Annotated in this window: 17 protein-coding genes; 3 read left to right on the top strand and 14 right to left on the bottom strand. The window is 54.6% G+C overall.

What is annotated here, in order from left to right:
• Positions 1–144: 144 nt before the first annotated feature.
• Complete coding sequence (locus RRF55_RS02580; protein ID WP_004150939.1) at positions 145–609, bottom strand: OB-fold putative lipoprotein; 465 nt, start codon at positions 607–609, stop codon at positions 145–147.
• A 307-nt stretch (positions 610–916) separates the two neighbouring features.
• On the opposite strand from RRF55_RS02580, the gene RRF55_RS02575 reads away from it, so the two are divergent.
• Entirely contained in the window at positions 917–1,327 is a 411-nt protein-coding gene (locus RRF55_RS02575) for a Spy/CpxP family protein refolding chaperone (RefSeq protein WP_004149907.1), read from the top strand.
• 73 nt (positions 1,328–1,400) lie between these two features.
• On the opposite strand, the gene RRF55_RS02570 is transcribed toward RRF55_RS02575, so the two are convergent.
• Together RRF55_RS02570 and RRF55_RS02565 are read right to left on the bottom strand one after the other, a co-directional pair.
• Positions 1,401–1,568 (bottom strand): hypothetical protein, encoded by a 168-nt coding sequence (locus tag RRF55_RS02570; protein WP_002917926.1) that lies wholly within the window; start codon positions 1,566–1,568, stop codon positions 1,401–1,403.
• Between the two features lie 24 nt (positions 1,569–1,592).
• A complete protein-coding gene (locus RRF55_RS02565) occupies positions 1,593–2,294 on the bottom strand; it encodes a pirin family protein (protein WP_002917925.1) in 702 nt (233 codons plus the stop codon).
• Positions 2,295–2,398: 104 nt separating this feature from the next.
• On the opposite strand from RRF55_RS02565, the gene RRF55_RS02560 reads away from it, so the two are divergent.
• A complete protein-coding gene (locus RRF55_RS02560; protein ID WP_004144865.1) occupies positions 2,399–3,295 on the top strand; it encodes a LysR family transcriptional regulator in 897 nt (298 codons plus the stop codon).
• Positions 3,296–3,336: 41 nt separating this feature from the next.
• Here the strand turns inward: RRF55_RS02560 and RRF55_RS02555 are convergent, their stop codons facing one another.
• The 11 genes from RRF55_RS02555 to RRF55_RS02505 form a co-directional block, all read right to left on the bottom strand.
• Positions 3,337–3,705, bottom strand: coding sequence for a DUF805 domain-containing protein (locus tag RRF55_RS02555; protein WP_002917923.1), 369 nt, complete (start codon positions 3,703–3,705; stop codon positions 3,337–3,339).
• Between the two features lie 126 nt (positions 3,706–3,831).
• The gene (locus RRF55_RS02550; RefSeq protein ID WP_002917922.1) at positions 3,832–4,818 is read right to left on the bottom strand and encodes a glutathione S-transferase family protein; all 987 of its coding nucleotides are present in this window, start codon (positions 4,816–4,818) and stop codon (positions 3,832–3,834) included.
• A gap of 80 nt (positions 4,819–4,898) precedes the next feature.
• Entirely contained in the window at positions 4,899–5,291 is a 393-nt protein-coding gene (locus tag RRF55_RS02545) for a DoxX family protein (RefSeq protein WP_002917920.1), read from the bottom strand.
• A 345-nt stretch (positions 5,292–5,636) separates the two neighbouring features.
• Positions 5,637–5,933 (bottom strand): YqjK-like family protein, encoded by a 297-nt coding sequence (locus tag RRF55_RS02540; protein ID WP_002917918.1) that lies wholly within the window; start codon positions 5,931–5,933, stop codon positions 5,637–5,639.
• Positions 5,930–6,328, bottom strand: a complete 399-nt coding sequence (locus tag RRF55_RS02535; protein ID WP_002917917.1) for a phage holin family protein — start codon at positions 6,326–6,328, stop codon at positions 5,930–5,932. Before RRF55_RS02535 ends, RRF55_RS02540 begins: the two co-directional genes overlap by 4 nt.
• A 2-nt stretch (positions 6,329–6,330) precedes the next feature.
• A complete protein-coding gene (locus RRF55_RS02530) occupies positions 6,331–6,636 on the bottom strand; it encodes a DUF883 family protein (protein ID WP_002917916.1) in 306 nt (101 codons plus the stop codon).
• A gap of 45 nt (positions 6,637–6,681) precedes the next feature.
• Positions 6,682–7,050, bottom strand: coding sequence for a DUF1090 domain-containing protein (locus tag RRF55_RS02525; RefSeq protein ID WP_004144860.1), 369 nt, complete (start codon positions 7,048–7,050; stop codon positions 6,682–6,684).
• Between the two features lie 149 nt (positions 7,051–7,199).
• A complete protein-coding gene (gene mzrA / locus RRF55_RS02520) occupies positions 7,200–7,577 on the bottom strand; it encodes an EnvZ/OmpR regulon moderator MzrA (protein WP_004218213.1) in 378 nt (125 codons plus the stop codon).
• 8 nt (positions 7,578–7,585) lie between these two features.
• Positions 7,586–8,248, bottom strand: a complete 663-nt coding sequence (yqjA, locus tag RRF55_RS02515; RefSeq protein ID WP_002917909.1) for a DedA family general envelope maintenance protein YqjA — start codon at positions 8,246–8,248, stop codon at positions 7,586–7,588.
• Positions 8,249–8,588: 340 nt separating this feature from the next.
• On the bottom strand, positions 8,589–9,365 hold the full coding sequence (exuR, locus tag RRF55_RS02510; RefSeq protein WP_002917907.1) for a transcriptional regulator ExuR: 777 nt from the start codon (positions 9,363–9,365) through the stop codon (positions 8,589–8,591).
• A gap of 127 nt (positions 9,366–9,492) precedes the next feature.
• The gene (locus RRF55_RS02505; RefSeq protein ID WP_002917905.1) at positions 9,493–10,794 is read right to left on the bottom strand and encodes an MFS transporter; all 1,302 of its coding nucleotides are present in this window, start codon (positions 10,792–10,794) and stop codon (positions 9,493–9,495) included.
• Between the two features lie 480 nt (positions 10,795–11,274).
• Here RRF55_RS02505 and uxaC point away from each other — a divergent pair, with 480 nt between their 5' ends.
• Entirely contained in the window at positions 11,275–12,687 is a 1,413-nt protein-coding gene (gene uxaC, locus RRF55_RS02500; RefSeq protein ID WP_002917899.1) for a glucuronate isomerase, read from the top strand.
• Positions 12,688–12,693 lie beyond the last annotated feature (6 nt).

Below are 12,693 nucleotides of genomic sequence, written 5' to 3'. Positions count from 1 at the left end.
AAGAACGCGGCTTATCGGTCAGTTTCACCTTTTTTATGTCAAAACCCCGCTCCGGCGGGGTTTTTGCTATCTGAACCCGTGACGCGGATGAATGGCTGTCCACGACGCTATACCAAAAGAAGGCGGCTTATCGGTCAGCTACCGTTATTTAACCACCTTAGGATTCTGTAGCGTCGGGATCGTGGAATCTTGCACCTGATGAACCTGGCCGACGATCGTAGCGACGCTGCCGTTGCTTAAAGCCTCTACGTCTGCGCTGTTATGCGAGCCAAAATTAAAGGTAAGACGTTTATCCGTTTTATTCTGTTCATCTCGCATGGTCACGATAAAATAGTAGCTGCCGGCGATACCGCTCTTCCGACGAATGTCGACAATCACCCCGCGTACCTTGACCCATTTACCCAGATAATCGCTGCTGGCCTTCGCCGGGTTGAGAGTAAACGGCTGCAGGAACTGAGCCACTGAATACGTCTGCATCGAAGCGACGGCGTCATCTCCGGGTTGAAATAATTTGTCTCCCGCGGAATAAAAGGCTTTAGAAGCCAGGCCGCAGCCGCTTAACAGCGAGATGACAAAAACCAGCGGTAATACGCGAAAACGTAATAACATCCCAATCTCCTTATCTATTTTTAAATGATATCCTTGATGCGCTGGATAACGTAATATGCGCTAATTAAATTAAAGGAAAAGTCACCACTGTCAAATATTTTGCTTGCTGTTGAAATTAAAATAAAACCTGGTGATGTTAGGGCGTCAACTATATAAGTTAACACGGTATTCATATTTTATATGTTTTAGTGAAGTATATTAGTGCTGTGGATATATATAATGTTTGGCTATCATTTTTTACATTTATTCACTGCGCCCTGTAAAATAATAATCCGCTATTTCTGCCACCTTTACTTCAGGAAAAAAAATGAAATTGATAACCCGTATTGCCTTTGCCACGCTGTTGACCACCGGTTTCTCTATCACGGCTCAGGCCGCAGACGTTAAGGCGGCGCCAGCACCGGCGCAGGATCCTATTGTTCAGCACTTAAAACTTACCAACGATCAGGTCGCGAAAATTAAAAGCCTGCATCAGCAGTTGGAGAGTAATGTCCAGCAGATTTCCCAACAGGAAATTAAAGACGGGGCTCTGATAAACGTAATTGATTCCGGTAAATGGGATGAAAAAGCGGTCAACGATCAGCTGGCGGCCTTCAGCAAGATTGATCAGCAGGTGCGTTATTACCGCGTGAAGTACTATTTTGAGGTGAATAAGGTACTGACGCCGGAGCAGCGCACGCAGGTGAAAAAAGATCTTGCCGACGCGCTGAGTGAATAATGCCATCGGCCCCTCGCGGGGCCGATATCTTCTTCAGGCCATTAATGAAAATCAACCCAGCCATTTTGCCGTTTCAGGCGAGACTTTCTTCATCCCGCAGGCGGATCTCCGCTTCGGCAACAATGGCTTCCAGTTCGCTAAGCATCTCATCATAACCAAAGCTGGCGGCCCCGGCGACTTGCGGTTGCACCGGGGCTAACGGCGTTGGTGACGCCTTTTTTCTGTTTTTCTTCTTACTCACTGACAGACTCCATCACTTCCGTTGTTACACCGGTAAATCTATCAGCAAAGCGCGCAGCGGCGTATCGGCGACGAGGGTAATGTTAGCTTCGTCACGAATAAATGCGCCGTCACCGCAGGTGAGAGCCTGCTTTTGCTGTTCCTGTGCGACGGCATGGACGGAGCCGTGAATCGACTGCAGGTAGGCGCGTGGACCATGTAATTGCACGTTGATCTGCTCACCTTTCTCCAGCGCGATATGGTAGACCCAGGCCTGTTGGCGAAGCTGGAGGCTGTTATCCCCGCCCTCCGGAGAGGCCAGCAGCTGCAGCGTCGCGTCTGCGACATTGATTTTCTGCTGCAGCGGGTTTTCCCGCTGCGGGCAGGCATCAAGCCAAAGTTGCATTCGCGTTAACGACTGCTCTTTACTCAGATTATGCTCGCTATAGCTCACGCCAGGCTGGGTGGCGATCAGCAGCGCTTCACCGGCTTTGGCCTGCACGTGGTTGCCGTCGCTGTCGCGATACTCCGCTTCGCCTTCCAGAATCAGGTTCAGGATATCGACTTTTGGGTACGTTCTGGCCTGGAAGGAAGCGCCGGGCGCCAGCACTTCCTGGTTGAGGACGCGCAAGGATGCGAAGCCCAGTAATTTCGGGTCGAAGTAGTGGCCAAAGGAGAAGGTGTAGCGGGCCTGCAGCCAGCCGAAGTCTGCTTGTCCGCATTGTTTGGCTGTTCGGGTAGTAATCATGTTCTTGACCTCTCTTTACACTAAATCAATGGTAAAGGTATGGACGCTGTATTGTTAGCCAGATATTCTGCCCGGTATGTTCAAATTTCCTGAATGAGAAAGCGATGGCCAAAGAGAGAGCATTAACGCTGGAAGCGTTACGCGTGATGGATGCGATCGACCGGCGCGGAAGCTTCGCTGCCGCAGCTGATGAGCTGGGACGCGTGCCTTCCGCCCTGAGCTACACCATGCAAAAACTGGAGGAGGAACTGGACGTGGTGCTGTTTGACCGCTCAGGTCATCGCACGAAGTTCACTAACGTTGGAAGAATGCTGCTGGAGCGCGGGCGCGTGCTGCTTGAAGCGGCGGATAAACTCACCACCGATGCTGAAGCCCTGTCGCGCGGTTGGGAAACCCACCTGACGATCGTTACCGAAGCGCTGGTGCCCACTCCGGATCTGTTTCCGCTGATTGAGAAACTGGCGACTAAATCAAACACCCAGCTGTCGATTATCACTGAGGTGCTGGCCGGCGCCTGGGAGCGGCTGGAGCAGGGGCGGGCGGATATCGTTGTCGCACCGGATATGCATTTTCGTTCCTCTTCGGAGATTAACTCGCGCAAACTCTATTCGGTGCTCAGTGTGTACGTCGCGGCGCCGGATCACCCGATCCATCAGGAGCCGGAGCCGCTCTCTGAGGTTACCCGCGTGAAATACCGCGGCGTCGCGGTGGCGGATACCGCGCGCGAGCGGCCCGTCCTCACCGTTCAACTGCTGGATAAACAGCCGCGTTTAACGGTGAGTACGATAGAAGATAAACGTCAGGCGCTACTGGCCGGACTGGGCGTGGCGACTATGCCCTATCCGCTGGTGGAGAAGGATATTGCCGAAGGTCGCCTGCGGGTCGTCAGCCCGGAATACACCAATGAAATTGACATTATCATGGCCTGGCGACGGGACAGTATGGGCGAAGCGAAGTCCTGGTGTCTGCGTGAGATCCCCAAGCTGTTTGCCGGCAGATAGTGATGAAGACGCTCCTCCCGCTAGCGGGAGGAGCAGGAAGATTAGTAGGAAAAGGGTTTCGGATCGGGCCCGAAGCGATTATTGCCTTCGGTGCCGCGCTGGCAGTTAAAGATCAGGATCACCAGCCAGCCGATGACCGGGATCAACAGCAGCAATAGCCACCAGGCCGAACGATCGGTGTCATGCAGACGGCGAAATTGCACCGCCCACCACGGTAAAAAGACCAGTACGCCATAGATAGTGGTCAGAATGCCTTCGCCGCCAGCCCGCTGCCAGCCCAGCATTTTATCGATGATGCTCAATACGCCGGTCAGGATGAGGTTGACCAGAATAAACATCCAGTACTCTTTGCGCCGCGCACGGCCGCCAAATCCTATATAGTTTTTTAATACCTTGAGATACCAGTCCATTTCTACGCCTCAATTAACCGTCAATCACTTGTTTTTTAAGCGATCGCAATAAGAATAGACGTGAATGAATGGTGGGTAAATATCTGTTTTCTGAATTATTGGGCGCCATCACTGGCGCCCGACAGATCAACGGAAGCGCTGATCGCGACCGTGCGGTTCGTTGAGATCCTGCTGCGGCCCAATGGAAATAATACCGGTAGGGTTAATGGTTTTATGGCTGCGGTAATAGTGGTGACGGATATGCGGAAAACTTACCGTCTCGGCGATACCCGGCATCTGGTAGATGTCGCGCAGGAAACCGTACAGATTGAGGTAATCACTGATGCGCCGTTTATCGCATTTAAAATGGGTCACATATACCGGGTCGAAGCGTACCAGCGTTGTCCACAGGCGAATGTCGGCTTCCGTTAGCTGATTGCCCGTCAGATAGCGATGCTGGCCGAGGATCTGCTCCAGCCGCTCCAGCGAGGTAAAGACCGCATCCACCGCTTCGTCGTAAGCTTGCTGGCTGGTGGCAAAGCCGGCTTTATACACGCCGTTGTTGACGTTGTCATAGATCCAGCCGTTCAGCTCATCGATTTGTTCCCGCAGCGCTGGCGGGTAGTAATCCCCGGCCCGGGCGCCAAGGCCATCGAAGGCGGTATTGAACATGCGGATGATTTCTGCCGACTCATTGCTGACGATGGTCTGCTGTTTTTTATCCCACAGCACCGGCACGGTCACGCGTCCGGTGTAGTGCGGGTCGGCGTGCAGATACAGCTGATAAAGAAAGTCATGCTGGTAGAGGGTATCGCCGGTGGCTTCCGGGAAGCTATCGTCAAAGGTCCAGCCGTTTTCCAGCATCAGCGGATTGACCACGGATACGGGGAGAAAAGGCTCCAGACCTTTTAATTTACGCATAATTAACGTGCGATGCGCCCACGGGCAGGCGAGAGAAACATACAAATGATAGCGATCCTTTTCCGCTGCAAAACCGCCTTCACCGCTGGGGCCAGCCGCGCCGTCGGCGGTCAGCCAGTTACGGAAGGCGGAAACGGAACGTTTAAAACGCCCACCGGTGGATTTTGTGTCATACCAGGTATCCTGCCAGACGCCGTCGACTAATTGTCCCATCTTTGCTCCTCCTTCAGACTACAGATAGCAAAAGCGAGGAGTGGTCTCCTCGCTTTTTTCATTCATTCAGTATAGTGCGCTTACCATTTCTTATTCAGTACACGGTCAATACTGAAGGCGCCCGGTCCGGTAATGGCCAGCAGCAGGTAACCGCCCGCAATGGTCAGGTTTTTCATGAACATCAGGGAGTTCACGCCTTCCGCAAAGTTGCTATGGAACAGGAACGCGGTCAGCAGCGTAAAGCCCGCAGTGAACAGCGCGGTGGTCCGGGTCAGGAAACCGAACAGAATCGCCAGACCGCCGCCGAACTCAAGGAGGATGGTCAGCGGCAGCAGCGCGCCCGGGACGCCCATGGCTTCCATATACTGCTGGGTTCCCGCATAACCGGTGATTTTGCCCCATCCTGCAGTGATAAACAGAATCGGCATCAGAATACGCGCTACCAATACACCAACATCTTCTAATTTTTTCATTTGTTACTCCAGAAAACCCAAAGGGCGGCGGTTTTGTTTTTTAGTGCAATCCCGCGTAGTTACGCGGTGTTGCTGTCGATGGAGAGGATAGTAGCGAGGCGGAGAGGGAATTGTTAGCAAGGAAAACTGTAGATCTATTTCAAAGTTTCTGAGCAATCAGTACGCGGAGGCGAAAGCGTACCGAACGCGATGGGCCACCACCGGACCTGGTATGGCGTGAGGTAAATGGCGTCGTAGAGAAGGGCGCGCTACGGAAAAGGCGCATGTTGCTGCGAACAGGGTGCGGTAACGGACAGGGAAATGGCAGAGCGTGGGCGCCAGGGAAAGCGCTCACGCTCAGGGCCGCTAGCGAACTGCCGACTGGCGCAGGATCCCGCGCACCAGGCGCCAGGTGCTCCACAGTCCGAGTCCGCGTTTGGTCCAGCGCATTAAAAAATGCGGATGTCGTACGGACCATACGGCCATCAGACCGCTGCCAACCATCAGCCACGAACGTAAACTCAGCAGCGTATGCCAGCCGCGGTCGAGGGGCGCAGTCGCCTCGTGCCAGTGACGGCGGCAGGCGCTGAGCTCCAGCCGTTGCTGCTGGATCTGGCGCAGCAGCTGCGTCTTTTGCCGTTCACGCTCCTGTCGGCCATTCACGATTTATCCTCCTCCAGAAGGGCACGGTCGTTCTCCAGCTCTTTACGCGTTAGACGCAGCAGCGTGGAGCGGCGCGCCTTACGTAGGGTTAGGATACCCACGATCGCGGCGGCAAGGAGCAGCACAACGGTGGTGGCGATCATCACGTGCAGGCGGTACTGAGCGTCAACGGCCCAGATAACCAGCACCAGCAGACTCATGAGGCCAAACGCGGCAAACAGCAGCGTCAGTCCGGTCATGATCAGCAGCTGGAAGAGGTTGGCTTTCTCCTCCTCCAGCTCCACGACGACCAGACGCAGCCGCGTTTCCACCATTTCGACCAGCAGCGTGACGATGCGCTGACCAATGGAGAAAACGCGCTGACCCGGTCCCTGCGTGTGTTGAGTATTCGCCATAATCAGCGACGCGACAGCAGGACGCCCAGCACCAGCCCGACGGCGGCGCCAATTCCTACCCCAGTCCACGGATTTTCGCGAACATAATCATCCGCTCGCGCGGCGGTCTCACGAGTTTGACGAAGAATCGCTTCGCTGGTTTCACCCAAACGAGCGCGGCTCTCTTTCAGCGCGCTCTCGGCTTTACTGCGCAGTTTACCCATCTCTTCTTTCGACTTGTCCGCCGAGGAATTTAGTACTTCCTCCAGGGTATCCGCCAGCGTTTTCAGTTCTGCACGAAGGTCGTCAGTCACATTCTCTTTAGCCATGTCGTTCTCCTGTAGCGTGGTCCGTGTTGCGAAAGTTAATGGTGATTAGTAATCCCGAGACTCCAGCGTTTTTAACTCCTGTTGCGCTTCATTGAGTTTATGCTGGCGTTTGTTAATTTTGTCCGCATCGCCTTTCTTCCGGGCTTCCTGCAGATCGCGCTGACGTTCAGCGATCTCTTCCCGCTGTTTGGCAATTTTTTGCTGATGATCGGCTTTGAGTTTACTGTCGCTACAGTTTTCCCGAACCTGACGTAGCGCGGTATTTAGCCCATCAATGCGACTTTGATTATGATGCTTTTCGGCGTAGCTGATCTCTCGTTGAATATCCTGCTCTTTTTCCTGGCAGGGAGAGGCGGCTAGGGCGCTGGCGCTAAGTGAAGTCAGGACCAGAAGCAGAGCGATGCGGTGTTTCATGGATAGTACCTTCCATTGTCTGAGGGGATACCCGGAGGATATACCCGTTCCCGTTGGTGAACGTGAATGCGTTGATTCCCGCAGGTTTAAGCATAGTAACAAATGCGGGAAACCACCAGACTGGGTTAAAAACGCAGTCTGGCGGCAGCTTACCCGAGGCGATGCGGCGCGTCGCGCAGGCGGGATAGCCAGGCGGTGGGCGAGTTATCGTCCTCCAGAAGGGCAATAATATAACCATGTGGCAGAGCGCGGCCGAGAACTTCTTTCGCCGCCGCGCCCTGGGCGGTGGAATCGAACTTAATCAGCAGACCATCCTTCTGTGGCGTGATGCTTTTAAAGCGGATGCCGTTGGCATCGAGATGATGCCAGACGGAGAAACCGTCCGGCATTCCGATACCCTGGCCAACCGGGCGTATCGCCAGCGTGGCCTCCTGCTGCTGCACCGCCAGCCAAAGCCAGAACAGGGCGCCGAGCAGAAGAGAACCACCCAGCAGCCAGCTGAACTGGCGCAGGGAAGGGCGTTTCATGACCATCATTAGCCCCGGCTTCTGTATTTTTTCTTCCACAGTACCACCAGCGAGCCGATCAGTCCGAAGACCAACAGGGCAACCGGCAGGAGCATCAGGCAGGACATCAGCTGATCTTCATACTTGAGGAATACAGGGGTTTTACCCAGCAGATAGCCAAGCGAGGTCAGGATGAGCACCCACAGCAGGCCGCTCATCCAGTTGAAAAACTGAAAACGGGCGTTATTAAGGCCGGAAAGCCCGGCGATGGTGGGCAGCAGCGTGCGTACGAAGGCGATAAAGCGGCCGATCAGCAGCGCGGAGAGCCCATGCTTATGAAACAAGTGATGCGCACGCTGGTGATAGTGCGAAGGCAGGTGTGACAGCCAGTTTTGCACGATCCGCGTATTACCCAGCCAACGCCCCTGAATATAGCTTAGCCAGCAGCCGAGGCTGGCGGCGGCGGTGAGCAGCAGCAAGGTTTCCGGAAAACCCATCGCCCCTTTGGCGATCAGCACGCCCACGAGCACGAGCAGACTATCCCCCGGTAAAAACGCGGCAGGCAATAACCCGTTCTCAAGGAACAAAATCATAAACAAGACAAAATACAGCATGCCTATCATGGAGGGATTCGCGAGCGTTTCGTAATCCTGAGCCCACAAGGCATTCAATAACTGGGTAAATAGTTCCATTCACGATTCCTGGTACATCGGTTAACGGCACGTCTGAGCGCGCGGCATATAGGGCGACAAGATTTTTATGAGATTATGGTCGCTGCTTAGGCGCTCTGAACGCTTCCCTGTATAAGACTGAAGTAAGTAAATACCTACCCCCAGAACGACAAAATGCATCTAATTGTAACAAATCACCTGACTTTCCGTCAGAGAAATTGCAACGTGTTGCTCGTTGATTTTGCTGATTGCGGAGATGGGAGGCGAGAGGATTTACACAGGCTGACACTATATATGACTTGCTTACTCCAGCCTCACTGTCAGACAGGCGCGCAGGGGGGCGCGCCGGAGGGATAAGGCCTTATTTCGCGCCGTTGACTGCGGTATCGAGATGAACGACTGGGTTTTCGGCAAATAAGTAGCGATCGGCATTAAATTCAAAGTCATCGCTGGTTTCGTTGAACAACATTTGCTTGGTATTTTCCAGATGCTGCCACATCGCCAGCTTGGCGGCGTTGGGATCTTTTCGCAGCAGAGCTTTCAGGATCTGATCGTGGTCGTCGCACCAGTTATCGACCGTACGCAGGTCGATATGCTCATGCAGCTTTTTCCAGTAGGGGTTATGAACGCGCTGGGTCCACATCTTTTCCACGATCGCCGCCAGCGCGCTGTTCTGCGTCGCCAGCGCCACCTGGACGTGAAACTGCAGGTCCCACTCGGAGTCGCGGAAACATTTCTCGTTACGCGCTTTCTCTTGAATCTCCATCAGCTTCATGATGTCCTGTTTGGTCACCTGAGTCGCCGCGAATTCAGCAATATTGCTTTCAATTAGCTGCCGCGCCTGCAGCAGTTCAAAGGGGCCATAGTTGGCGAACTCAAGGCTTTCATCGGCCACCTGCTGGTATTTCGGATGGTTGGAGATGACGTGGATACCCGACCCTTTGCGGACTTCGACATACCCTTCCACTTCCAGCATGATAATGGCTTCACGAACCACGGTGCGGCTGACGTTTTTTTCATCGGCGATGAAGCGCTCGGCGGGCAGCTTATCCCCTACAAGGTAGACACCTTGTTCGATGCGCGTCTTCAGCTCAGCGGCAAGCTGCTGATATAGACGGCGTGGTTCAATGATTTCCATATTCGCTCCCGGAAGATGGCGACAATATTCGATTTGTTATACCACTTTTACGCGCTTTCCACCACTGGCAGGCATGAAAAAGCCGCCTGAGAAGGCGGCTTGATCGGCGATAACCTTGCCATTCGATCTAACTCTGCGTGACCGGTTTGCGGCTGCTAAGCGGCGTCGAGTCATCGTCAGCCGGTTTGTTTTTCAGCACCGTCCAGATAACCAGCGCGCCCAGCAGGTCAAAGACGGCCAGTACCGCAAACAGCGGGCTAAAGCCGATGGTGTCTGCCAGCGCGCCGACAACCAGGGCGAACATGGTGCTCGCCAGCCAGGCGGCCATCCCGGTCAGACCGTTGGCGGTAGCGACTTCGTTACGGCCAAAGACGTCGGAAGAGAGGGTAATCAGCGCCCCGGACAGCGCCTGGTGAGCGAACCCGCCGATGCACAGCAGGGCAATCGCCACGTACGGGCTGGTGAACAGGCCGATCATCCCCGGGCCAATCATCAGCAGGGCGCCCATGGTGACCACCATTTTACGCGACACGATCAGGTTGACGCCAAACCAGCGCTGGAACAGCGGCGGCAGATATCCGCCGACGATGCAGCCGAGGTCGGCGAACAGCATCGGCATCCAGGCGAACATGGCGATCTCTTTCAGGTTAAAACCGTAAACTTTGAACATGAACAGCGGGATCCAGGCGTTAAAGGTCCCCCAGGCCGGCTCGGCGAGGAAGCGCGGCAGGGCGATACCCCAGAACTGACGGTTGCGCAGGATTTGCCACGGCGACATTTTCTTCGCGTTATTGGTCTGATGCTGAGACTCCTGACCGCCAATGATGTAGTCACGTTCTTCGTCAGATAATTTTTTCTGGTCGCGCGGGTGTTTGTAGAAGATAAGCCAGGCGATAGCCCAGGCGAAGCTCAATACCCCGGAGATGATGAACGCCATCTGCCAGCTGTGCATGACAATCGCCCACACCACCAACGGCGGCGCGATCATGGCGCCAATAGAGGAACCCACGTTGAAGTAGCCCACCGCGATAGAGCGCTCTTTTGCCGGGAACCACTCTGAGCTGGCCTTCAGGCCGGCGGGGATCATTGCGGCCTCCGCTGCGCCGACTGCGCCACGGGCCAGCGCCAGTCCACCCCAGCTGCCGGCCAGCGCCGTTGAGCCGCAGAATACCGCCCAGGCGATGGCGAAGAAGGCATAGCCAATTTTGGTCCCCAGAATATCAAGGACATACCCCGCGACGGGCTGCATAACGGTATAGGCAGCGGAATAGGCTGCAATGATATAGGAGTACTGTTGGGTCGAAATGTGTAACTCTTCCATCAGCGTCGGCGCGGCCGCCGCTACGGTGTTACGGGTCAGGTAGCCCAGCACGGTGCCCAGCGTCACCAGCGCGATCATGTACCAACGTAACCCTTTAATTTTACGCATGTAAACCTCATCGTCTGTTATCTTTCCGCATCAGGTGCGGCCTTTACCGAGCGCAATAAGCGGCCGGGAAAGCGAAACGGAGGATTCAGGAGGGTAGTCCCCTCTGGCCTGAACCTTACCATCAGTTGTTATGTTGAAAGTCGGTATCCATTCCGTATAAGCCGATGCCATAAGCACCGGTAATGCATTCCGTCGGTTTATATGTTGCGACGGCAGAAAGATAACTTGTCATACAACTTTAAAAGTTGAGAGCTGTCACAAAAGTGGGAAAGTTAGTGTGGTCTTTATCCCTTGCCTGGAAAGCCAGAGATGGCGCGCTCTGGCGAGGTGTTTTGCTCCAGGGCGGTCATTTTTTTATCGACGTTTATTGATCTAACTCACGAAAAACAGTTCGGTCTGTAGAAATTGGTGTGATAACTTTGTCAGCATTGTAGTCAATCATCTGAAAGGCTCCCGCACTGGAGCGAAGAGGACACGCGAATGACATCGTTTATGACTGAAGATTTTCTACTTGATACCGAGTTTGCCCGCCGTCTGTACCATGATTACGCCAAAGATCAGCCGATTTTCGACTACCACTGCCACCTTCCGCCGCAGCAGGTTGCCGAAAACTATCGCTTTAAAAACCTGTATGACATCTGGCTGAAAGGCGATCACTATAAATGGCGCGCAATGCGCACTAACGGCGTGCCGGAGCGTCTGTGTACCGGTGATGCGTCCGATCGCGAGAAATTTGACGCCTGGGCGGCCACGGTTCCGCACACTATTGGCAACCCGTTATACCACTGGACCCATTTAGAGCTGCGTCGACCTTTTGGTATTACAGGTAAGCTGTTGTCGCCATCCACCGCCGATGAGATCTGGGACCAGTGTAATGATTTGCTGGCTCAGGATGCCTTCTCCGCCCGCGGAATCATGAAGCAGATGAATGTGAAGATGGTCGGTACCACCGACGATCCGATTGATTCTCTTGAGCACCACGCGGCTGTCGCCAAAGACAACTCCTTTGACATCAAAGTGCTGCCGAGCTGGCGCCCGGATAAAGCGTTCAACATCGAGTTGGCGACCTTCAATGATTATATGGCTAAGCTGGGCGAGGTATCCGATACCGATATTCGCCGCTTCGCTGACCTGCAAAGCGCCCTGACCAAACGTCTGGATCATTTTGCCGCACACGGCTGCAAAGTCTCCGATCATGCGCTGGACGTGGTGCTGTTTGCCGAAGCGACCGACGCCGAGCTGGATGACATTCTGGCGCGCCGCCTGGCTGGCGAGACCCTTAGCGAACACGAAGTGGCGCAGTTCAAAACCGCGGTGCTGGTGTTCCTCGGCGCAGAGTATGCCCGTCGCGGCTGGGTCCAGCAGTACCACATTGGCGCGCTGCGTAACAACAACCTCCGTCAGTTCAAACTGTTAGGGCCAGACGTCGGCTTCGACTCGATCAACGATCGTCCGATGGCGGAAGAGCTGTCTAAGCTGCTGAGCAAGCAGAACGAAGAAAACCTGCTGCCGAAAACGATTCTCTACTGCCTGAACCCGCGTGATAACGAAGTGCTGGGCACCATGATCGGTAACTTCCAGGGTGAAGGCATGCCAGGCAAGATGCAGTTCGGCTCCGGCTGGTGGTTCAACGATCAGAAAGACGGTATGGAGCGGCAGATGACCCAGCTGGCGCAGCTCGGGCTGCTGAGCCGCTTCGTCGGGATGTTGACCGACAGTCGCAGCTTCCTCTCCTACACGCGCCACGAATACTTCCGCCGCATTCTGTGCCAGATGATCGGCCGTTGGGTGGCTGCCGGCGAAGCGCCTGCGGATATCGCGCTGCTGGGCGAGATGGTGAAAAACATTTGCTTTAACAATGCGCGTGACTATTTCGCCATTGAACTGAACTAAGGCCAG

The organism is Klebsiella sp. K47, from assembly GCF_051858335.1.
GTDB lineage: Bacteria > Pseudomonadota > Gammaproteobacteria > Enterobacterales > Enterobacteriaceae > Klebsiella > Klebsiella pneumoniae.
This window is presented reverse-complemented; position numbering and strand designations above follow the sequence as displayed.